The sequence below is a fragment of the Microbacterium sp. MYb72 genome (assembly GCF_002979415.1).
Classification (GTDB): domain Bacteria; phylum Actinomycetota; class Actinomycetes; order Actinomycetales; family Microbacteriaceae; genus Microbacterium; species Microbacterium natoriense.
Map to the genome: position 1 here is coordinate 74,380 of NZ_PCOT01000008.1, position 22,596 is coordinate 96,975.

Annotated in this window: 18 protein-coding genes; 12 read left to right on the forward strand and 6 right to left on the reverse strand. The window is 68.5% G+C overall.

Annotated features, from left to right (window positions below; genetic code table 11):
- Positions 1-43: 43 nt before the first annotated feature.
- The 4 genes from CQ047_RS06385 (at position 44) to CQ047_RS06400 (ending at position 4,311) form a co-directional block, all read left to right on the forward strand.
- Positions 44-862 (forward strand): hypothetical protein, encoded by an 819-nt coding sequence (locus tag CQ047_RS06385; protein ID WP_105673448.1) that lies wholly within the window; start codon positions 44-46, stop codon positions 860-862.
- A gap of 24 nt (positions 863-886) precedes the next feature.
- A complete protein-coding gene (locus CQ047_RS06390; protein ID WP_223585438.1) occupies positions 887-1,567 on the forward strand; it encodes a response regulator transcription factor in 681 nt (226 codons plus the stop codon).
- Positions 1,564-2,919, forward strand: a complete 1,356-nt coding sequence (locus CQ047_RS06395) for a HAMP domain-containing sensor histidine kinase (RefSeq protein ID WP_105673449.1) — start codon at positions 1,564-1,566, stop codon at positions 2,917-2,919. Before CQ047_RS06390 ends, CQ047_RS06395 begins: the two co-directional genes overlap by 4 nt.
- A gap of 189 nt (positions 2,920-3,108) precedes the next feature.
- Complete coding sequence (locus tag CQ047_RS06400; RefSeq protein WP_258132508.1) at positions 3,109-4,311, forward strand: Fic family protein; 1,203 nt, start codon at positions 3,109-3,111, stop codon at positions 4,309-4,311.
- Here CQ047_RS06400 and CQ047_RS06405 read toward each other — a convergent pair.
- Positions 4,293-4,640, reverse strand: a complete 348-nt coding sequence (locus CQ047_RS06405) for an iron chaperone (protein WP_105673451.1) — start codon at positions 4,638-4,640, stop codon at positions 4,293-4,295. The genes CQ047_RS06400 and CQ047_RS06405 overlap by 19 nt on opposite strands.
- Positions 4,641-4,713: 73 nt before the next feature.
- Between CQ047_RS06405 and CQ047_RS06410 the strand changes: the two genes are divergently transcribed.
- The 3 genes from CQ047_RS06410 to CQ047_RS06420 all read left to right on the forward strand — a co-directional run bounded on the left by CQ047_RS06410 (position 4,714) and on the right by CQ047_RS06420 (position 6,755).
- Entirely contained in the window at positions 4,714-5,544 is an 831-nt protein-coding gene (locus CQ047_RS06410) for a GDSL-type esterase/lipase family protein (protein WP_105673452.1), read from the forward strand.
- A 95-nt stretch (positions 5,545-5,639) separates the two neighbouring features.
- Positions 5,640-6,296, forward strand: a complete 657-nt coding sequence (locus CQ047_RS06415; protein WP_105673534.1) for a YoaK family protein — start codon at positions 5,640-5,642, stop codon at positions 6,294-6,296.
- A gap of 24 nt (positions 6,297-6,320) precedes the next feature.
- A complete protein-coding gene (locus CQ047_RS06420) occupies positions 6,321-6,755 on the forward strand; it encodes a DUF3995 domain-containing protein (protein WP_105673453.1) in 435 nt (144 codons plus the stop codon).
- 1 nt (position 6,756) lies between these two features.
- Here CQ047_RS06420 and CQ047_RS06425 read toward each other — a convergent pair whose 3' ends face one another.
- From CQ047_RS06425 to CQ047_RS06440, 4 genes are all read right to left on the reverse strand, one after another.
- Complete coding sequence (locus CQ047_RS06425) at positions 6,757-7,146, reverse strand: hypothetical protein (protein WP_105673454.1); 390 nt, start codon at positions 7,144-7,146, stop codon at positions 6,757-6,759.
- A 73-nt stretch (positions 7,147-7,219) separates the two neighbouring features.
- Positions 7,220-8,224 (reverse strand): hypothetical protein, encoded by a 1,005-nt coding sequence (locus CQ047_RS06430; protein ID WP_105673455.1) that lies wholly within the window; start codon positions 8,222-8,224, stop codon positions 7,220-7,222.
- 7 nt (positions 8,225-8,231) lie between these two features.
- The gene (locus tag CQ047_RS06435) at positions 8,232-10,076 is read right to left on the reverse strand and encodes a substrate-binding and VWA domain-containing protein (protein ID WP_105673456.1); all 1,845 of its coding nucleotides are present in this window, start codon (positions 10,074-10,076) and stop codon (positions 8,232-8,234) included.
- 45 nt (positions 10,077-10,121) lie between these two features.
- Positions 10,122-10,571 carry a MarR family winged helix-turn-helix transcriptional regulator gene (locus CQ047_RS06440; protein ID WP_105673457.1) on the reverse strand — a complete coding sequence of 150 codons (450 nt, stop codon included), beginning with the start codon at positions 10,569-10,571 and terminating at the stop codon, positions 10,122-10,124.
- 105 nt (positions 10,572-10,676) lie between these two features.
- Here CQ047_RS06440 and CQ047_RS06445 point away from each other — a divergent pair, with 105 nt between their 5' ends.
- Positions 10,677-11,867, forward strand: coding sequence for an MFS transporter (locus CQ047_RS06445; RefSeq protein ID WP_105673458.1), 1,191 nt, complete (start codon positions 10,677-10,679; stop codon positions 11,865-11,867).
- 105 nt (positions 11,868-11,972) lie between these two features.
- Here the strand turns inward: CQ047_RS06445 and CQ047_RS06450 are convergent, their stop codons facing one another.
- Positions 11,973-12,791 (reverse strand): shikimate 5-dehydrogenase, encoded by an 819-nt coding sequence (locus CQ047_RS06450; protein ID WP_181155849.1) that lies wholly within the window; start codon positions 12,789-12,791, stop codon positions 11,973-11,975.
- A 290-nt stretch (positions 12,792-13,081) separates the two neighbouring features.
- On the opposite strand from CQ047_RS06450, the gene CQ047_RS06455 reads away from it, so the two are divergent.
- The 4 genes from CQ047_RS06455 to CQ047_RS06470 all read left to right on the forward strand — a co-directional run bounded on the left by CQ047_RS06455 (position 13,082) and on the right by CQ047_RS06470 (position 22,518).
- On the forward strand, positions 13,082-16,360 hold the full coding sequence (locus CQ047_RS06455) for a SpaA isopeptide-forming pilin-related protein (protein ID WP_146114276.1): 3,279 nt from the start codon (positions 13,082-13,084) through the stop codon (positions 16,358-16,360).
- Between the two features lie 170 nt (positions 16,361-16,530).
- Positions 16,531-19,830: a DUF6923 family protein gene (locus CQ047_RS06460; protein WP_181155850.1), complete on the forward strand. Its 3,300-nt coding sequence runs from the start codon at positions 16,531-16,533 to the stop codon at positions 19,828-19,830.
- Positions 19,831-19,888: 58 nt separating this feature from the next.
- The gene (locus CQ047_RS06465) at positions 19,889-21,373 is read left to right on the forward strand and encodes a SpaH/EbpB family LPXTG-anchored major pilin (RefSeq protein ID WP_223587428.1); all 1,485 of its coding nucleotides are present in this window, start codon (positions 19,889-19,891) and stop codon (positions 21,371-21,373) included.
- Positions 21,374-21,600: 227 nt separating this feature from the next.
- The gene (locus tag CQ047_RS06470) at positions 21,601-22,518 is read left to right on the forward strand and encodes a class C sortase (RefSeq protein WP_105673462.1); all 918 of its coding nucleotides are present in this window, start codon (positions 21,601-21,603) and stop codon (positions 22,516-22,518) included.
- The last annotated feature ends 78 nt before the right edge of the window (positions 22,519-22,596 follow it).

The following is a 22,596-nucleotide window of genomic DNA, read 5'->3' on the forward strand; positions in this document are numbered from 1 at the left end:
TCCAAGGGGGTGAACGTCAAGGATCCGCCGAGAGTCTGTGGCCATGACGAATCCACTCCCCGAGCACGTCCGCACCATCCTGTTCAACAGGGTGCCGGAGGTCACGTTCGCCTTCTGGGTGATCAAGATCCTCTCGACCACGACAGGCGAGACCTTCGCCGACTACCTCAACGCCGATCTCGGGTGGGGGCTCAGTCTCACCACTGCGGTGATGGGCGCGCTGCTCGTGGCGGCGTTGATCGCCCAGTTCGCCACGAAGCGCTACAACTCCGGCGTGTACTGGACGGTCGTCGTGCTGATCAGCATCGTCGGCACGCTGCTCACCGACAACCTCACCGACGTCCTCGGCGTCGAGCTGTGGGTCAGCACTCTCATCTTCACCCTCGTGCTCGCGATCACCTTCGGCATCTGGTTCGCCCGCGAGCACACGCTGTCGATCCACACGATCTTCACGCGTCGCCGCGAGGCCTTCTACTGGATCGCGATCCTCTTCACCTTCGCGCTGGGCACCGCCGCCGGCGACCTCATCTCCGAGGGTCTGGGGCTCGGCTACCTGTTCGGGACGATCCTGTTCAGCGCCCTGATCGGCGTCATCGCGATCGCGCGGTTCGCGTTCAAGGCCAACGTGGTGTTCTGCTTCTGGGCCGCGTACATCCTCACCCGTCCGCTCGGCGCATCGATCGGCGATCTCCTCTCGCAGGCCCCGGCCGACGGCGGTATGGGGTTGGGCACCACGATCACGAGCGTCGTGTTCCTGGCGATCATCATCGCGGTCGCGGCCTATCTCGGTGTCAAGGTCAACCGGCAGCGACGGGAGGCGACCGTGCTGATCGAGGACGCCCGGCTCGTCGACGCGGCATAGGATCGCCGCAGGGAGGTCGAACAGGTGGCACTGCGCATCCTCACGGTCGAAGACGAACCGGAGATGGCGGATCTCATCGCCCGCGGACTCCGCGGCGAGGGATACGTCGTCGACGTCGCCGAAGACGGGGTGCACGCGATGGCCCTCGCGAAGGACGCCGGCTACGACATCGCGATCCTCGATGTGATGCTGCCCGGCATGTCGGGTTTCGAGCTGTGCCGTTGGCTGCGTCGCCAGCATGAGGGACTGGCGATCATCCTCCTCACCGCGCGCGACGCGGTCGACGACAGGGTGAAGGGGCTGGATGCCGGCGCCGACGACTACCTCACCAAGCCGTTCGAGTTCGTCGAGCTGGCCGCTCGGCTGCGGGCGCTCCGCCGTCGCGACGCGATCGGGGCGACCCGGATGGAGATCGGCGGCCTGCACATCGACATGACGAGGCATCGGATCTCGACGGAGCAGGGAGAGCTGAGCCTGAGCCGGACCGAGTTCGACCTCCTCCGACTGCTCGCCGCGAACGTCGGCGCGGTGATGCCGCGGGCCGCGATCCTCGACTCGATCTGGGGATCGACCGACTACATCGACCCCAACATCGTCGATCAGTACGTCAGCTATATCCGCCGCAAGCTCGATGCGGTCGGTGCGCCCGTGCGCATCGCGACGGCGCGCGGCGTCGGGTTCCAGTTGATCGCGGGTGAGACGTGAACCTCTCCCGGCTGACGATCCGCGTCCGGATCACCGGCGGCAGTCTGCTGATCGCGATCCTCATCTCCGTCGTCGCCGGGATCATCGTCTACTCCCAGGTCGCACGGATCGTCGGCGAGGGTCAGGTGCGTCTGCTGGAGGGCGTCGAGGGCCAGTACGTCACCGCCATCACCACGGGCGACACGGAGGAGATGGATCTCCCGGGGCCCGGTCAGTTCGTGGCCGTCATCGACCCGTCCGGGGCGGTCGGAGTCGACACCCTGCCCGACGGGCTCTCCGGTCGAGCGGAGGAGTTCGCGGCAGGGCCGGATGGCCACACGACCGTCGGCAGCTACGTCGTGCGCGCGACCACCGTGACCGCCGGGGCCGGCGAGTGGCACGTCATCACCGCGACGGACAGCAATGCGCAGGTGCTGAACGAGGTGGCCGCGCTGCTCATCGCCAGCATCGCCGTCATCAACATCGCCTTCGGAGCGGCATCCTGGCTGATCGGCTCCGCGGCACTCAGCCCGGTCTCCCGTCTGAGACGCAGTGCGGCGGCGCTCATCGCCGAACCCGGCGCCGACCTGCTGCCCGTCGGGCCCGCGAGAGACGAGATCGCTGAGCTCGCCGAGACGCTGAACGAACTGGTCGTGCAGCTGCGATCGTCGGCCGAGCGGGAGCGGCAGATCGTGTCCGACGCGAGTCACGAGTTCCGCACCCCGCTGGCGATCATCCAGACGAGACTGGAGCTCGCGCAGCGCGAGGCGACGAGCCTGGAGGACATGAGGCGCGACGTCGCCGCCGCGCAGCAGACGGTGGCGAGGCTCGCGTCTCTCGCGACCTCGCTTCTGGAGCTCTCCCGCATCGATGCGCAGCAGACGGCGGGCAGTGCGAGCGTCGATCGCCTGGCGGAGGAGATGGCGGATGCCGCTGATCGCTGGCGCCTCCGGGTGGCCGACCGCGCCATCCGCGTCGACTACGCGGACGAGACCGCGCGCCCCACGGCGCTCGTCGCGGTGAGCGTCGAGGACTTCGGGCGCCTGTGCGACAACCTCATCGGAAATGCCGTGAACGCGATCGGGCGGGAGGGGGTCATCGAACTGGTCCTCTCGGACGACGGCGGCGGGGTCGTCCTCTCGGTGTCCGACGACGGCGGCGGCATGGATGCGGGGTTCGCTCCGTCTGCCCTCGACCGCTTCGCCCGGCAGAGCGACGCCCGCACCCGAGGTGGGGCGGGTCTCGGCCTCTCGATCGTGGCCGGGATCGCGGCGAACGCCTCAGGCCGGGTGTCTCTCGTCAACACGCCTGGTGAGGGTCTGCGGGTCGACGTGCACCTGGCGCTGGCCCACGACGCGGCGCCGCGGCACTGACGGCTCGACTCGACCGTCGGATTCAGCGCCGGATGATCTGATCGCGTCGGAACAGCACGAGGTCGCGTGCGTCCGCATCGCCGAGAGCAGGCGGGTGTCGAGCGCCGAGACTGCCGATAAACCGGAATAGCGGGATCGCTATTCCGGTTTTCACTTGCAAAACCGGAGTAGTGAGTGGACAATTCTGACGTGATCATCTTTCAGGATGGTGGGTGGCCGCCCCATGGCGTCGAGACCCTGCCGTGGCGGCAGCAGATGCGAGGGGGGACTCGCGAGGACCGGATGCTGCAGACCGTGGACGCCACCGTTCCTCCGTTCATCGCTGACGTCGACTACGAGCCGGCACTCGAGATCATCACGGCCTCGGAAGAGGCCCTCCTCGCCGTCGCGCAAGCGGACGCGGGAGCATCCGGACGTTCATCCGCCCTGAGCAGGTTCCTGATCCGCACAGAGTCCGTTGCGTCGTCCAAGATCGAGAGGATCACGGCCAGCGCGGAGGACTTCGCACGAGCCATCGCCGGAAACCGGGGCAACTCGTCCGCCGTGAGCATGGTCGCAGCGAGCAGAGCGCTGCATCAGATGGTGACGGCGGTGGGCGAGCGTGGTGTCTTCGAGCGTGGTGACCTCCTCGATGCTCACCACGCGCTGATGCAGGATGATCCTCTCGAGGCGAGGTACGCCGGACGAGTTCGCGACATGCAGAACTGGGTCGGCGGTTCCGATCACTCACCCAGAGACGCACTGCACATCCCGCCCGCGCCGGAGAGAGTCTCCGCGCTCCTCGACGACCTTCTCGCCTATCTGAATCGCGACGATGTCCCGGTCCTCGTGCAGGCGTCGATCGCCCATGCACAGTTCGAATCGATCCACCCGTTCACTGACGGGAACGGACGCATCGGGAGAGCGCTGGTCTCGGCATCGTTGCGGCGGCGAGGGGCGATCCGCAACGGAGTGATCCCAATGGCCTCAGGAATCCTTGCCAGGCAGGGTGACTATTTCGCCGCACTCGGGGAGTATCGCAGCGGAGATCCGGCGCCTCTCATCGCTCTGTTCGTCCGCTCGGCGCTCGCGGCTGCCATAGAGACGGCGGCATCTGTCGAGAGGATCGAGTCGTTCCCGGAGGAGTGGAGTGCCGAGGTGAGGCCGCGAAGAGGGTCTGCTGCTGCGACACTCTTGCTGGCGTTCTTCGACAACCCGGTCCTGAACGCGGCCGAGATCGAGCGGCTCTCCGGTGCCAAGACCGCACAGGCATACGCCGCGATCGAACGCCTCGCCGAGGCGGGTGTCATCCGAGAGATCACGGGACGCAAGCGTGACAGGGTGTGGGTCGCTGCGGATCTGCTCGCCGAGCTCGACGATCTCGACCGCCGGATTCAGCGTCGGATGATCTGATCGCGTCGGAACAGCACGAGGTCGCGAACGACATCGTCGGGGAGAGGATGCTCGAGCGTGAAGCGGATCGTGCCGGTGCTGACGTCGAAGCCGTCCAGTCGCGGTCGCACGGCGGCCACGGCATCCGCGCTGAAGGGATACACGCCCAGGTGGGTCTTCGTGCGCATCACCGAGAGCAGCGCCTTGCCGTCGAGCAGCAGCGCGGGCATCCGGTATCCGGTGCCCTGCTCGGCCTCGGGCACGGCATCCGTCGCGATGCGGTAGACCCGGGCGATCGCCGACCTGTCGGCGTCGGCGAGGGTCGCGAGGTAGTCGTCGATGGTTCCCATCGACACATGATGGCACCCCGGCCGAGTGGCCGGTGGATGAGCGCCGTAGTTAGTTCTGTGCTATGAATGATTCATGACACAGACTCACACCTCCCGCGCCGCCGTGCTCGCGAAGCTCGTCCGCTTCGAGCGCCCCGAGCTGTCCCTCCCGTATGCGGGCGGGATGGATGCCGCCACGAGAGCCGCCGTCTTCGGCGCGACCCTCGACGAGTACGACACGGCGGTCGGGGAGCTCGCACAGCGGCGCGACGCTGCTGTCCAGCGCCTCGCGCAGCGGGACGACGTGCGCGAGATCCTCGCCGACCCTCCGTTCGCCGCGGGGCAGACCGTCGTCGCGATCGGCGAGAGCACGACGGCCGACCGTGAGTCGTGGTTCGAGCTGATCGGTGCGCTGTTCGCCACAGAGCGTCCTGATCTCGGTCTCCGCTTCGTGAACCTCGCGGTGTCGGGCTCGACGACGACCCAGCTCCTCGGCGGCCTCGGCATGCTCCGCCGGGTGGACCCGTCGATCGTGTTCTGCATGATCGGCGCCAACGACGCCCGCCGCACGGGGGCTGCTCGCCTGGTCAGCGCCGAGGAGACCCGACGCAACCTCGCGCTGATCCGCGACGCCGTGGCGGGAGTGCCGCGGGTGTGGCTGGCGCCCGTCCCGGTCGATGAGAATGCGATCGCCCGCTACCCGTACTTCGGCGGGGCGGGGATCCACTGGACCGAGCACGACAGGAGCGACACCGCCCGCGCGATCGCGGACGTCGCCGCATCCGACCTGGTGATCGACCCGGCGGATGCCGAGCAGCCGATCGCCCTCCTCGACGACGGTGTGCACCCCAGTGCCGATGGTCAGTTCGAGATCGCCGTGCACGTCCTGCGGGCGCTCGGCGCGGGAGGGGTGCCGCGGCTCTGACCGAGGCCTCCTTCTGCCGCGCTCGGTCGCCCGGCTTGCTCTCGACCGGCGATCGTGAGCACTATGAGGAGGTCAGCAGGGCGGAGGGACGGTCGGTGAAGGATGTCTCGCGGCGCGGCCTGGCGCTCACGCTGCTGCTCGGACTCATCGCGGGATACATCGACGCGATCGGCTTCATCGAGACCGGCGGGCTGTTCGTCTCGTTCATGAGCGGCAACTCGACCCAGGCCGGCGCCGAGCTGTGGGCGCAGGGTGCAGCGAGTGCACTGCCTCCTCTCGGGCTCGTCGCGGCGTTCGTCATCGGGGTCGCGGCGGGAGCTCTGTCACGAGGACCGGTCCGCACGAGGCGGTGGCGCGTGGTCGCGGGGGCGGCGGTCGCCGTGGCGATCTGCGGCATCATGGGTCTCCTGCAGCCCGGCGCCTTCTGGAGGTTCGCGCTGCTCGCCGCCGCCATGGGCGCGCTGAACACGCTGTATCTGTCGGAGGGCCGTGCACGCATCGCCATCACCTACGCCACGGGCACCCTCGTCAGCCTCGGCGTGGCACTCGCCGACCTGATCACGGGGCGTTCACGGACCGCATGGCGACGGCCTCTCCTGCTGTGGGGCTCCCTCGCCGCCGGCGCCGTGGTGGGCGCGGGCGTGGAGCGACTGCTCCACGGGTGGGCGCTCCTCGTCGCGGCCGGTGCACTCGGCATCCTCGCCGTCGCGGTGGGAGCCATCAGGGAACGGTCCGTCCCGTCCGCCCCCTGAGCACCCCGGCGATACGCTCGACGGGTGAGCGTTATCAGGGGTGCCGCACGACTCGTGAGCTGGACAGGACTGACGGCGGTCGGCGGTCTGCATCTCATCTGGGCGTCGGGATCGAGCTGGCCGGCGAAGAACCGCAGACGGCTCGCCTCCGCCACCGTCGGCAGCGCGGCCGCGATGCCGGATGCCGCCGCTACGGCTGTCGTCGCGGGCGCCGCGCTCGCCGCCGGGGCCGTCTCGGCCGGAGCGCTGGGCGAGGGGCGCATGGCGGTCGTCGTGCGTCGGCTCATCGCGACGGCTCTGCTCGCGCGGGCCGTCGTCGGAGGCGACGTCGCCCTGAAGGCGCTCGGTCTTCCTCCCGCCGACAAACGGTTCCGAGAGCTCGACAATCGGTACTACCGTCCGCTCTGCGCCGTCCTCGGCATCGCGACGCTGATCGGCTCTCGCCGGTCGCGGCGCTGACTCAGCCCGCGGCGGGGGTGTCCGTCGTGTCGCGTCGGGGCAACGGGCCCGTCGACGCGTAGGAGCGCGCCTTGCCCTTCTTGCAGATCCAGGTCAGCACGTAGGCGATGATCAGAGCGGCGACGATGTACAGCGTGACCCAGAGGCCGCCCTGCGGGTCGAGAGCGAACTGCACCGACTCGTTCGCCCGCGAGTTGCCGCGGCCTCCGCCCAGCACGAGGAACCAGAAGAGCCCGAAGAGCAGCGAGACGACCGTCGCGATCCAGGCGAAGAAGCCTCCGACGGAGTACTTGCGCAGCACCGTGAAGAGCACGGCGAGGACGAGCACCAGCAGGTGACCGCCCACGATGGCGAAGAAGGTGGGGTCGTCGGCGACGGCACTGAGGTCCATGCCCGTCCTCTCTCATTGCATGTCCGGGATCGGCGAGGTCGCTCGAACGAGCTCGCCGACACAGTCTTGCAGGTCAGTCGCCCGAGCTCTGCTTGAACTGACGCTCCCAGTCGCGCAGCTCGCTGCGGCCGATCAGCGAGTCCAGCGACACCTGGAAGAGCAGACCCTTGCGGGCGTTGACCTGTTTGATGTTGTCGACGATCTGCGTGGTGACGGCGTTCAGCGCCTCGCGGACCTCGCCGATGCGCTCCTCCGGGTCGTCCCACAGATCGGGACGAGTGAGCAGGTCGAGCAGGTAGTCCCGGTCGAGCGCCGCGACCAGTCGCGCGAGCTTGTCGGAGTACTCGGCCTCCGCCATCGCGCTCTGATCCTCGCCGGCCTTGGCGTCGAGGCGGGCGAACAGCTGCTCGATGTGCGAGGCGAGGGCGTCGATGCTCGCAGCCGTCTCCGCTGCGACCGGATTGCCGGAGACCGCCGCATACGAGGGAGCGAGTTCGCGCAGGCGGCTCACCCGCAGCCGGATGCCGGCGGGCACAGGATCCGTGTTCACCGGAGGCGACGCGGGTGCGCGGCGGCGGCGACGGGCGAGGAGTCCGATGGCCGTCCCTGCAGCGGCGATCAGCACGACGCCGCCGATGACGACCGGCATCAGGACGTCGGCGCCGCCCGTGCCGGGGGAGCCGCCTCCGGCCGGGATCTCCGCGGAGATCTCCTGCACGGTCTCGAGCAAGCCGCCTTTGAGGTCGGTGGCCGCCTTGGCATCGTTCTCGTTGGCGATCTTCAGCGCATCGTCCACGACCGAGGACTTGGCCGTGAGGTCCTTGCCGACCGCGACGATCACCGTCGGCTGCGACGCAGCGTCCGACAGCTTGTCCACGATGTATGAGTCATACGGAATGTTCTCGCGCGCCGCGTCCGGGAGCACCACGACCACGACGTTGGACGGCACCGAACCGGAGAGCTCCTCCTGCAGGCTCTGCCAGCCCTTCACCTGGTGGTCGACGTAGACGTTCGTCGATCCGATGGCGTCGATCGCGGGATCGAGCCAGGGGTTGCCGGTCGCACTGAGCTGGTGCATCTCGACCTCAGAAGTTGTTGATGACGGACGCGAACACGAGGTCGATGCGCTCGGCGTTCGACGCGTCGAAGAGCTGTCCGCCCGTGGCATCCGCGATCCGCTGCAGAGCGGAGGTGTCGGCGCCCTCTCCATACGCGATCGGGAATATGCGCACCGGAGCGTCGGATCCGCCCTCCTTCGTGCTCTTCCCGATCTTCGCGATCAGGGAGTCGAGCGACGTCGTGGAGTCGGTGTCCTCGCCGTCGGAGAGCACGACGATCGCGTTGATGCGACCGGGTTCTGCGCGCTTGCTCATCGCCTCGTACGCCGTGAGGATCGCGTCGTACAGCGGGGTCCCGTTGCGCTGGGCGTAGTGCAGGTCATCCAGTGAGGAGTCGAGCTTCTCGCCGTCGGCGCCCAGCGCCGTGACGTCGCGCAGCACCTGTATGCCATCACCGGCATCCGATGAGATCCCGGTCGTGAACGCCCACACGCCGACCTCGTCGGTCGGGCGGAAGTGGTCGAGGGTCGTCTGCGCGCCCTGGATGGCGCCGTCGAGCCGCGAGCGGCCGTCGCCGATCGGATCGTCCATCGAGCCGGAGATGTCGATGAGCTCCAGGACGGACGAGGGCTTGCGCACCTGCGTCCACTGATCGATGGCGGTGGAGATCACGTCGACGTCGGGCTTGGGGAGCGTCACCGCGGGCTGGTCGGGGTCGACGCCGTAGTTGGCGGTGAAGAGCTTGCCCAGAGGCACCGATTCGTCGAGCGGGCGGAAGCCGTACGTCGGCAGGATCTTCTGAGCCTCGGTGGTCTGCAGGAACGCCGCGAACGCCTCGCCCGCCGTGCGCTGCTCCGGAGTCACCCAGTCCGCGCCGAGCACGGTCACCGGGTTGTCGGACCACATCGAGCCCCCGGTCGGGTAGACCGCGACGAGCTTGGTCTTCGGCGGGACCAGGGTCTCACCGGGCTGCACCGTGTGCGAGTCGGGGTTGCCCTGGTTGTAGTTGAGCAGCGACGTCTCCTCGAGGGCGACGGCCGAGACGTAGGCGGATCCGTTGGAGCCGTTCTGCGTCTCGTCATAGAGGGTCGACAGCACGTTGCCGGTGGTGTCGCCGTAGTGGATCACGCACTCCTCGAACACGCGCGAGAAGTCGGCCGCAGCATCCACGTCGGCGGACGTCAGGTCGGCGGACTTGCCGGACGCCTCGTACGACTGCATCAGGATCGTCGAGAGCCCCGTCGTCGAGGTGTTCGGGTTGGTCTTGGAGATCTTGAATGCGCCCCAGATGTCCTTGCCGACGCTGCCCCAGCCGTCCGGATCCTGGCAGAGCTTCGACAGGTCGGTGATGCTGATGGGCGTGTTCGGCCAGCCGAGCGCCTTGGCCATCGGCTCCGGCATGCCGAACACGACGGGCGTGCGCGTGAAGGACTTCGGGTCGCCCACGAGGTTGGCGGAGGCGGCCGCGGCGACGCGGTCGGTCCACACGGTGGAGGCCGGCGACCACAGCGTGGGCCACAGGTCGCGGTCGTCGCTCGGCCAGTCGTCTCCCGAGGTGAGATACCGCGCGGCGTTGCCGGACGAGACGTTGATCGGGCGGACCGTCGCGCACGTGCCGAGCTTCTTGTGCTCGGGCGAGTCCTTGAACGCCGTCGCGAGCGCGTCGAGCATGTTGACCTTCTCGGAGGAGGTCGCGATGGTGACGTGGGTGCACCCGTCGTCGGGGAAGCCCTGGCCTTCGCCGTTCGTGCCGCCGCCGTCGTCTCCGCCGAACGAGCAGGCGGAGAGGGTCAGTGCGACGATCGCAGACATGGCGATGACCGCCGGGGTCCGTCGGCCGAGGAATCTTCGTGCGGTGCGAGGCGCGCTCATGGGCCTAGGGTATCCAGATAATCGCCTCCCGATCACTGGTCGGCGTCAGGCGAGCGCGACGCTCCCCTGCAGCGCGTGCACGACGGGGGCCAGCTCGGGCTGATCCGCGGCCTCGCCGAGCGTGCGCTCCAAGGCCTCGTCGTGGATGGGGTGCGCCTTCTCGTAGAGCGACTGACCCGCCGCGGTGAGCTCGGTGTAGATGCCGCGGCGGTCGTCTGCGCAGAGGATGCGGGTCAGCAGACCCCGGTCTTCCAGGCGGGTGACGAGGCGGGTCGTGGCGCTCGGGCTCAGTGCGGTGGCGCGCGCCAGCTGCTGCATCCGCATGTGCCAGCCGTCTTGCCTGCTGAGCGCGTCGAGAACGGTGTACTCGACGACGGAGAGGTCGACCGAGGAGCCGAGCGCGCGCTCCAGCTCGGCCTCGATGATGCCGTGCAGGGCGGCGAGCGTGCGCCATCCGCGGGCGCGGATCTCGACGGCGTCGTCGGAGATGCCCATGTGTCCTCCCAAAGTAGTTGCTTGCGCGGAATAGTTGCGTGTGCAATGATTAATGCTCGCAACGCAATATCCCGCGTACGCAACTACTTTAGCAGAGAGCACCCCATGCCACTCGGACTCATCGCACTCGCCATCGGCGCCTTCGGAATCGGACTCACCGAGTTCGTGATCATGGGCCTCCTCCCCGAGGTCGCAGCGAGCTTCGGCGTGACCGAGGCCACCGCGGGCTGGCTCATCTCCGGCTACGCGCTCAGCGTGGTCGTCGGAGCCCTCGGCCTGACGGCCGCGACCACACGGCTGCCCCGCAAGCCGGTGCTGCTCGGACTGGTCGTCCTCTTCATCGCCGGCAACGCGCTCACGGCCCTCGCACCCGACTACACGACCGCCATGATCGGCCGCATCATCGCCGCCCTGTGCCACGGCGCGTTCTTCGGCATCGGCTCGGTCGTCGCCGCCGACCTCGTCGCCCCGGACAAGAAGGCGCGCGCCATCGCGATCATGTTCACCGGACTCACCGCGGCCAACGTCTTCGGCGTGCCGTTCGGCACCTTCATCGGCCAGCAGTTCGGGTGGCGGGCGACGTTCTGGGCGATCTCCGCCATCGGCATCCTCGCGTTCGCCGGCATCGCCGCTCTCGTCACCGTTCCGCGTGCCGGTGGAGCGACCGTGAGCCTCCGGCACGAGCTCCGCGCCTTCCGCTCCGGACAGGTCTGGCTCTCGCTCACCGTCACCGTGCTCGCCTACGGGGGCATGTTCGGCGCCTTCACCTACATCGCCTACACGCTCACAGGGGTCACCGGCTTCGCGGCATCCGCCGTGCCGTGGCTGCTCGTGCTCTTCGGCGTCGGCCTCGTCGTGGGCAACGTCGTGGGAGGCCGGCTCGCCGACCGCTCCATCGACCGCACGCTCCTCGGCTTCACCGCCGCTCTCCTCGTCGTGCTGGTCGCCTTCGCGCTGCTCGCCTGGTCGCAGCCGGCCACGATCGCCGTCCTCGTGCTCCTCGGGGCCTTCGGCTTCGGCACGGTTCCCGGACTCCAGAGCCGCATCATGCAGTACGCCGGCGGGGCGCCCACGCTGGCCTCCGGAGCCAACATCGGGGCGTTCAACGTCGGCAACGCGCTGGGAGCCTGGGCGGGCGGCCTCGGCATCGCGGCGGGTCTCGGCTACACATCGCCCATCTGGATCGGCGCCGCGATCACGGCATCCGGACTCGTCGTGATGGCGATCGCCGCCCTCACCGCGCGCTCTTCCACCCCGTCGGCCACCACCGCGACCCTGCGTAGCGTCGCAGCCTGACGTCTCCCTCGTCGAGCCGCCGCGCTCGTTCAGGTCGCAGACCTGGTCGCGAATCGGCTCGAATCGTGACCAGGTTCGCGAGCTGAACAGGTGCTCCGTGGGGTGCTACTGCGCCCGCATGAACTCCTCGGCCCCCTGCACCTGCGCGGGTGTCGGGCGGATGCCGGTGTAGAGCACGAACTGCTCGAGCGCCTGCAGCGTCGCGACCTCCGCGCCGTTGATCACGGTCTTGCCCGCGGCGCGCCCCGCCTTCACGAGCGGAGTGTCAGCGGGCAGCGCCACCACGTCGAAGACCACGGATGCCGCGGCGATCTGCTCCTCGGTGAACGACAGCGAGTGCTCCTCGGCTCCTCCGACCATGCCGATGGGCGTGATGTTCACGATGACGTCGGCCGTGGCGGTGGCGGCATCCGCCGTCCACGCGAAGCCGTAGAGGTCGGCCAGGGCCCGCCCGTTCTGCTCGTTGCGGGCGATGATCGTCACGCGGGAGAAGCCCGCGTCGCGGAAGGCGGCCGCCGTGGCCTTGGCCATCCCGCCCGAACCCCGCAGCAGAACGGACGACGCCGGGTCGAGGGCATTGCGCTCGATGAGCTGGGCGATCGCGGAGTAGTCGGTGTTGTACGCGGTGAGCACGCCGTCATCGTTCACGATCGTGTTCACCGAGTCGATGGCCGTCGCCGATGCGTCCATGCGGTCGACGAGCGCGATCACGTCTTCCTTGTAGGGCATCGAGATCGCGCAGCCGCGGATGCCGAGGCCGCGGACTCCGGCGATCGCCTGAGCGAGATCGGTGGGCGCGAACGCCTTGTAGATCCAGTTGAGTCCGAGCTCCTCGTACAGGAAGTTGTGGAACCGGGTCCCGTTGTTGCTCGGACGCGCCGAGAGCGAGATGCACAACGTCATGTCCTTGTTCAGCATGGTCACCGCACCAGGCTACTCGGGCCGCTGCGGAGCCGCCGACGGAACACCAGCGCATGACCGGCGCAACGAACGCAACCCCTCGAACTGGGGGAACCGCGCCTGGCCGAAAACGGCGAATCGTCGATCAGACCCTGGAAATCTCGGGGTTCCGAGAGGCGCAACGCTAGCGCAACCCCGGCACTCTGGTGGCGAGACGACGGCCGTCGCTAGCTTTCCCCTGCGATCGCAGAGAACCCGACTCCGACCCACCCGAGGGTCGAAGGCTCTACCGCACCGTTCTGGGGAGGACGCTCGTGAACCCGTTGAGAGGCCCCGTCCGCAGCGCCGGCATCCGTCGTTCGCGGACCACCCGTGTCAGTGCCGCGGTGTCCGTGGTGGCGATGCTCGTCGCGTTCTTCGGCGTGGTCGACGCGACCACCGGAACTCAGACCGCATCGGCCGCCCCCGGTTCTCCCGGTGTGCCCGGAGCGCCGTCCGTCCTCTTCCAGGAGGACTTCCAACAGGGGACGGGCGTCACAGAACTCGAGAGCTACGTCTCCGCATCCGGAGCGACGTATTCGGCTGATCCGTTCTGGCTCGACGCCACCGCGTGCAACGGCTTCATCCTGAGCCAGGCCAACGCGTTCCCCGGTGGGAGCGTCTGCGCAGGCCGCCCTGCCGAGTGGACCGAGGTGCAGCGCAAGGCCGCGGCCCTCGGGCTGCTGAACAGCCCGCAGAACTCGGGGACGAACCGTGCCGTCTCGAGCAACACGTCGTCGAACGGCCCGGCCAATGCCCGCCAGTTCATCAGCTCTCAGCTCTCGGTGCCGTCGAACGGACGGTTCATCACGTTCTCCGTGGATGCGGCGGCGACGAACTGCGGCGCCGGCAACCAGCCGTCGCTCCGGTTCTACCTGACGAATGCGGCAGGCACGGAGACACCGGTCTCCAGTTCGGCCATCAACCCCTGCACGGATCCGCGACGGCTGACCACGACCGCCTTCGGCGGCTCTGTCAGCTACGGTCGCTTCCCCGCGAACGGCTCGATGCTCTATACAAGCGCCACCCTCGGCATCACCATGCGCAATGTCCAGGGCAACGGGATCGGCAATGACGGCGCGTTCGACAACATCCGCGTGCTGGACGTGACCCCGCAGCTCGACAAGTCGTTCAGTCCGACCTCGGTGCCGACGGGCGGCGTCTCGACGTTGACGCTCACGGTCACCAACACCAGTGAGCTCGCGGAGAAGGTCGGCTGGTCGTTCACGGATTCCCTCCCCGCCGGCCTGGTCGTGCGTTCTCCCGCGAACGTGGGGGGCACGTGCACCGCGACGGTCGCCGCGGCCGCAGGGGCGTCATCCGTCGTCGTGTCGAACGGGAGGCTCAACGCCGGGCAGGTGTCGTGCACCATCACCCTGGATGTCACCTCGAACACCGCGGGGACGTACAACAACTGCGCCGCGAACATCACCGCCCATCTGGGCATCGACCTTCCGGCCTGCGCTGCGGTGAGGTTCTTCTCCTTCGATCCATGTGTGGCGGTGCCGGTGTGGACGAACACGGCGAATGCTCTGCAGCAATACAACCCCACGACGTTCCAGCTCGTCTCGTCGACGCCTTTGATCCGCCAGTACGGCGATATCGCGTGGAGCAGCAACGGAAGCGCGCTGTACGGGGTGGACTACGACGGTGGCACGGGTCAGACGCCGGTGCTGCGGCGGATCGATCCTGTGACGGGCGCCGAGCTCGCGTCGGTCGCGATCACGGGGCCGATTCTGACGCAGGCGACGGTTCCGGGTCCGAGTGCGACTCTGTACAGCCTGAACGCGTTGGCGGCGCTGGACGCGAACACGTTGCTGGTGGGGTCGTACTCGTCGAGGGCGATCTATCGGCTGGATGTGAATACAGGGGTCACGACGCTGTGGACGCAGTTCCCGAACGAGATCAGTTCTGCGGGCGACTTCACGGTGCTGCCGGACGGCGACATCCTCGCCTTCGGTGTGCGCCCTCTTGATGGAAACCTGTCGAACTCGCGGGTCTACCGCATTCATCCCGACGGCTCGATGACGCAGATCGGCACCGTTCCGGCGATGTGGGGTGGCGCGCAGTCCGGAGGCAACTTCTTCATGGCCGCGCCAAGCGGACAGATCAACCGGATCCCGTTGGCGACTCTGCCCACGGCGGCGAGCACGGCGATGCTCTCCTACACGACGGTGCTGTCGGGAGGACCGCAGTTCTACGGGGCGAGCGCTGTTCAGGATGCGGGTCAGTGCGTCGGTCTGACGATTACGAAGGCGCCGAGTCCGGCGGTGATCACTGGTGCGGGGCAGACCGTGACCTACAGCTTCACCGTGAAGAACATCTCTGACGTGCGCATCCAGAACATCGTGGTGACCGATGTGCAGCAGGCGCCTGCGGGGGCGTTGACGTCTGGTCCGACCTGCCCGGTCACGGCGCTGAACCCGGGGCAGAGCACGGTGTGCACCGGTACGTATGTCGCGACGAACGCGGACGTCGGCCATGGTCGCATCGACGACACGGCGACCGCGGCGGGGACGACCCAGGACGGTCGCGGGGTCGTCTCGAACCAGGCGACGGCGACCGTGCTGATCCAGCCCGTTCTGACCTGGTCGTTGTCGAAGTCCGCGTCGGTCGCTGGAGTCCCGCTCGGCCAGGGGGCCGTCGTCGACCCCGGGAGCGAGATCTCCTACACCGTGACCGCGGTCAGCGCGGCGACGGTCGACATCACGGGCGTGACGCTGTCGGACGACCTCTCCGATGTGCTGGACGACGCGACGTTCGTTCCGGGGTCAGGGCAGCTCGTCATCGGCGGGGGCGCCCCGGTCGCGGTCGCTGATCCTGCCGGGACGGTCTTGACGGCGGGACCCTTCACGCTTCCCGTCGGCGCGACTGCCACGTTGACGTATCGGGTGACGGTGGCGGCGGATGCGTGGTCGTCGACGTTGCGGAACGTGGTGTCGGGAACGGCGGGTGCGCCGGGTCAGCCGACGCCGCCTCAGCCGTGTGGGGCGGCGTGCACGACGTCGCAGGTGACGCCGACGCCGGTGCAGGTCCAGAAGGTCGGTGAGGCGTCGACCGGGGTTGTGGTGCCGATGGATGGGTCGTCGTGGGCGATCTTCTCCGCGGCGTCCGGGGGGACGGCGGTGGTGGATCCGGTGCCGGCGGCGGTGTCGGGTGGTTCTCCGGTGACGGGCCTGTTCCGTGATGTCACGCTGACGGCGGGGACGTACTGGTTGGAGGAGACGCGGGCGCTGGACGGGTTCGCGCTGCTGGCAGGGCGGGTGCCGTTCACGGTCGCCGCCGACGGCACGATCACCCTCGGCGCCGGTGTCTCCTCGAACGTGCAACTGGTGGATGTCGACGGCATCCGCACGATCCGTGTCGAAGACGTCCCCGCTCTCGACCTTCCCGATGCGGGAGGGCCCGGCGATTCCTGGATCTACCTGATCGGCCTCACCCTCCTCCTCGCCGGCACCACCGCCGGCTTTGTGCGATCGAAGCGGCAGAGGCGTGCGGCAATCCCCAGTACTGAGGGAATCCCCGACTCGCAGAATCGGCGGAACGAGAGATGACGGCTCTTGTTTCCGGTACTTTCTCCGGCGTAACCAAAACGAGACAGAGCCCCTTGTCGGTCGGCACCGGCTGCTCACTAGCTTTCCCTGGTACGCGCTGGGAGCGTTCCCGTGATACCCGAGTCCTCTGGTTGACGCCCCTCGGCGCGAGCCGAATCTGGGGAGGAACCGTGCGCGCATCACGAGACATCGTGGCTCTCGATCGACCGGGGAGCTGGCGGAGACCACTGTCGCTCGTCGTGATCGCGATCCTCATGTCGGTGGCGCTGGTGCCGCTGTCGCGGCCACTTCAGGCGTCTGCCGCTCCGGGAGACCCGTTCGATCCGAACGTCCCCACGGTCTTCGTCGCGCAGGACGTCCCCACGAGGCTCTACGCCGCGCAGCAGACGGCGGGGTCCGTCGGGTTCACTCCGATCGGCGCGACGGCGGCGATCGGTTACAACGCGATCGGATTCAACACGACAGACAATTACCTCTACGGGGTCCAGCGGGACACGGTGAACCGAACGACGCTGATCCGGATCGGTCAGGGCGGGGTGATCACGTCTCTCGGTGCGATCTCCGGCCTCGCGACTCCCCCGGCGGGTCAGATCTACAACGAGGGCGCCTTCGGGCAGGGCGCGACGGCCGGGGTGCTCTACGTGCGCTACACGGGTGGAGCGGGAACCTACATCGGCGCCATCAACGTGGCGACGAGAACCGCGACCGGGATCACTCTGCAGGCGGCCGTTCCGAACCTGTCCGACATCGTCTGGAAGGACGGCTTCCTCTGGGGGGTGAGTCAGGCCGATCGGATCTACCGGATGAACCCCGTGACGGGGCAGGTGAGCTCATGGGCGTTGGGGCTGGGCGTGAGCGCGGCTTTCGGCGCGCAGTGGCTGTACGGCAACGGGAACATCGGCCTGTCCGACAACACCACCGGCAACATCTATCAGGTCGCGATCGCCAACCCGACGGCGGCGACTCCGACCTTCACCCTCGTGTCGACCACGACAGGGCCGGCATCGGGCAACAATGACGGCACCGCGATACCCGGACTGGATGTCGACCTCGGAATCGTGAAGACCGGTCCGGCGGTCTACACCGCTGGTGCGGCGATCACCTACACGCTCACCGTCACCAACAACGGCCCCGGCGTCTCCTCCGGCTACCAGGTGACCGATACTCTGCCCGCCGGCATCACGGGCGCCTCCTCACCGACCGCGGGGTGCACGGTGGTGACCGGCATCCTCCGGTGCGCCCTGGCGGGACTGGCGGTCGGAGCCACCAGGACCATCACGGTGAACGGCACAGTGGCAGCCTCCACCACGGGGTTGCTGACGAACACGGCACGCGTGATCGGCAACGAGCGCGACCCCAATCCGTCGAACGATCAGAGCACGACGACCGCCGCCTTCTCCGCGGGGTTCCGGTGCACGGCTGATGTGGTCTACGGCCTCAACACGAGCGGTGCAGTGCTGGCGATCAACCGGGCAACGGGAGCATCGGTGCAGGAGGGGTTCTTCCCGGCCGGTGGTTCCGCTCTGATGAACAGCCTCGCGATCACCGCCGACGGGAGATATGCGTACGCGGCGTCGCAGTCGGGTACCAAGAACGTGTATCGCTACGACACGACGACGGGTGTGGCGTCGCTGGCGGGAACGATTCCGGAAGCAACCTTCAATCTCTTCATGGGTGCGGTTAATCCCGTGAACGGTCTGTATTACATCGGCGGGGTTTCCGGCACGGAGTACGTGTTCTTCGCCTTCGATCCCGTTGCGAACACGTCGTTGGGTCTGCAGTTCCGTGTGGCGGTGCCGACCGCGGGCGGCGCGAACGGTGATCTGGTCTTCGACAGCCAGGGGCGGGCGTTCATCGTGATGTCGAATGGAACGGCAGCGGGCAACCGTCTGGTGGTTGTGGATTCCCCGCCGAGCAACGGGAGTCTCGTAGGGTCGCGGTTGTTGGCGAATCTTGCACCCGCCTCGGCGCAGTTCCAGGGGATCGCGTTCGGCAGCGACGGGTATCTGTACACGCAGCACACGGCGGCGACGCGGGTGCTGTCGCGGGTGGATCCGAACTCGGGAGCCCAGGTGTCGAGTGCGACGATCCTGAACCCGAACGGCACGAACAACACGCTGGTCAGCGATCTGAGCTCGTGCACGTTGAACAGCACGCTGACACTGCGGAAGGACCTCGTGGGGCGGTACGCGACGGGGGATCAGTTCACGGTCACGATCACCGGCAACGGTGTGGCGTCGGGAAACACGGGCACGACGTCGGGCACATCGACGGGGTTGCAGACGGCAGCATCGGCGACGGCGGGTGCGGTCGTCGGGGTTCCTGGCCGCACCTACACGATCACGGAGACGCCGAGCGGCGGCGCGGTGCTGGCGAATTACCGAACGACGTGGGAGTGCCGCGACTCACTCAACGGGAACGCACTGGTCGCGTCCGGATCCGGAGCGAGCGGCTCGGTGACGATGCCGTTGGGGTCGAACACCGGTTCCCACATCGTGTGCGTGTTCACGAACACCCCGATCCCGACCTGGACCCTCGCGAAGCAAGCCCTGCGCGGCGCCGATCCGCTCGCCGCGGGCGCGAGAGTGCAGCCCGGTGAGGTGATCACTTACCGCGTCACGGCGACGAACGCCTCGGCGGTGCCGGTCTCGGCGACCGTGCTGACGGATGATCTCTCCGATGTGCTCGACGACGCGACCTTCGTCGCTGGCTCCGCCCAGCTGGTCATCGCGGGAGGGCCTCCTGTCGCCGAGCCGGACCCGGTGGGTACCCAGTTGACGACCGCGTCGTTCACTCTGCCGGCATCCTCGTCGGCGGTGCTGACGTATCGGGTCACGGTGGCGGCGGATGCGTGGTCATCGACGCTGCGGAACGTGGTCACCGGTAACGCGGGTGCGCCGGGTCAGCCGACGCCGCCGCAGCCGTGCACGACGGCGTGCACGACGTCGCAGGTCACCCCGACGCCGGTGCAGGTCCAGAAGGTCGGTGAGGCGTCGACGGGTGCTGTGGTGCCGATGGACGGGTCGTCGTGGGCGATCTTCTCCGCGGCGACCGGGGGCACGGCGGTGGTGGATCCGGTGCCGGCGGCGGTGTCGGGTGGGACTCCGGTGACGGGCCTGTTCCGTGATGTCACGCTGACGGCGGGGACGTACTGGTTGGAGGAGACGCGGGCGCTGGACGGGTTCGCGCTGCTGGCAGGGCGGGTGCCGTTCACGGTCGCCGCCGACGGCACGATCACCCTCGACGCCGGTGTCTCCTCGAACGTGCAACTGGTGGATGTCGACGGCATCCGCACGATCCGTGTCGAAGACGTTCCCGCTCTTGATCTCCCCGACGCCGGAGGACCCGGCACGGCCTGGATCTACCTGATCGGCCTCACCCTCCTCCTCGCCGGCACCACCGCCGGCACCCTCAACCTCGCGCGACGACGACGAGCACTCGCCGTCACCTCACGCGGTCCCCGGGCGTGACATGCGCGCCCACCCGAATACCCGAGAAACGCAAGACCCGACCCAAGGGGGAAGAAACATGAAGACCATGAATCCGGCACGACGCGGACTCCGCGTCGGCCTCGCAGCGAGCGCCGCCGCGGTGCTCCTGGGGCTCGGCCTCGCGGCACCGGCGGCAGCGGCGCCGCTGGTCGACCCGAACGCCACCGGCTCGATCACCGTGCACAAGCTCGAAGCGCCTGACACGCCCACCGGTCTGCCGAACAACGGCACGGCCGTGGACACCACGGGCCTCACTCCGCTCCCCGGGGTCGAGTTCCAGGTGCGGCAGGTCACCGGCATCGACCTGTCGACCAACAGCGGCTGGGCGAACGCCTCGACGCTGTCGGGCGTGTTCGACGCCGCAGATCCCGAAGGCTCGATCACCGGCGCGGGATACACGCTCGCGGCGGGTTCGTCGCTGGTGACGGATGCCGCAGGTCAGGCGTCGTTCACCGGCCTCCCCGTCGGCCTGTACCTCGTCGAGGAGACCAGCTTCCCCGCCGGAGTGACGCCGTCGGCGCCGTTCCTCGTCTCGGTGCCGCTGACCGATCCCGACAACCGGGACAACTGGCTGTACGACGTGCACGTCTACCCGAAGAACGCGATCACGACGGCCACCAAGACCGTCGACGATGCGGATGCCGTGCAGCTGGGCGATGAGGTGTCGTTCACGATCACGTCGGACATTCCCAACGCGAACCCGATCGACGGCTTCAAGATCGTCGACGTGCTCGACCCCAAGCTCGACTACGTCGCCGCCACGGTCACGCTCGCCGACGGCACCACGATCGCCGAGGGCACCGACTACACGATCGTCCACGACGCAGGGACGAACGCCGTCACGGTCGAGTTCACCGCTGCGGGGCGCGCGATCCTCGCCGCGAACAACACCACGCAGGTCGTCGTCGACATCATCACCACGGTGAACGCGGTGGGCGAGATCGCCAACCAGGCGCTCGTCTACCCGAACGCCGCCAGCTTCGACATCGACCCGGGCGAGCCCGGTGGACCCACCACGACCCCCGAGGTCGAGACCCGCTGGGGCGGCCTGACCGTCGCGAAGGTCGGTCAGGGCGGCGCGGCGCTCACCGGAGCCGTCTTCCAGGTGTTCACCTCGGCGGCGGATGCCGCGGCGCAGACGAACCCGGTCACCCTGAACGGGGACACCGAGTTCGAGGTCGTGAACGCGGACGGCACCCTGACGCTCTCGGGTCTGCGGTACAGCGACTTCGCCAACGGCGCCACGGTCGCCCCGGGTGACGCCGGCTACCTGCAGTACTACCTCGTCGAGGTGCAGGCGCCGAGCGGTTACGAGCTGCTCGCCGCTCCGATCGAGTTCACCGTCACCGCCGCCACGACGGCAGCGGGGATCGATCTGACCGTGACCAACGTGCCGCACAACGGCGGCTTCCAGCTGCCGTTCACCGGTGGCACGGGCACCGGTCTGCTCTACCTGGCCGGCATCGGCCTCATCGCCGGTGGTGTCGTGTTCCTCGTCGTGAAGCGTCGTCGTAACGCCTGACCACCCGAGACGGCGGAGTCCCCACACCGCCGCCATCGAGGGGGCAGCCTTTCCTCTCCCCGGCTGTCCCCTCTCCAGGGGATGATGCGGCTCGAACCGGATCATCCTCGGGGGCGACCCACCTCCCCGGGTCGCCCCCGCCTCTGGGATGGATCGGCTCGAACCGAACCGTCCTCGGGGGCGACCCGCCTATCGGGTCGCCCCCACCTCGACTTCGGAGCTTCCTCATGATCGTCACCGCCGAACCGCAGGACGCGACTCCGCTCAGGCGCCGCGCCCGGCGTGCATCCGTCGAGCGTCGGTGGTCTCCGATGAGCATCGCCGTCGCCGTGGTCGTGATGGCGGGGGCGGGCCTCATCGCCTACCCCTCCGGAGCGACCTGGATCAGCGACCTCACCCACGCGTCCACGGTCTCCGGGTACGCGCAGGCGGTATCCGACTCGACCTCCTCCGAGCTCGGGGGGATGATCGACGCGGCCCGCGACTACAACGAGCATCTTCCCGACGGACCGCTCCGTGATCCCTACACGCTCAATGCGGCGGGCGGAGCAGACGACGTCGACGACGGCCGCGCGGACTACCTGCAGCAGCTCTCGCTCGCTCCCGGAGCTCCGATGGCACGCATCCGCATCCCCGGGATCGGGGTGGATCTGCCGATCTATCACGGCACAGACGAAGACACTCTCGCACGCGGGATCGGCCACCTGTACGGCTCCGGCCTCCCGGTCGGCGGGGACGGGACACACTCCGTGCTGACCGGCCACTCCGGGATCCCGGGTGCGAGTCTGTTCACGCGTCTCGACGAGCTCGACCTGGGCGACGAGTTCGCGATCGACGTCGCCGGCGAGACGCTGGTCTACCGCGTCGACCAGATCAAGACCGTGCTCCCCGACGACGGCGATCTGCTGCGGCAGTCGCCCGGGCACGACTACGTGACCCTGCTGACGTGCACGCCCACCGGGGTCAACACCCACCGACTGCTGGTCCGCGGCGAGCGGGTCGACGCGCACACGGCGGAGGCGGATCAGATCTCCCTCCCCTCGGCGCCGGGCGCGCCCGCGCTGCCCTGGGGCGCCTTCGCCGTCCTGATCGGCGGTCTCGCCATCGCCGTGGTGATCGCGCGGCCGCGCCCCGCAGCTCGGTAGACGGCTGTCGGGCCTGTCGGGCCTGTCGGGCCTGTCGAGCCTGGCGGAGCGTCGGGAGGCCGAGTGTCGGGTGCGATG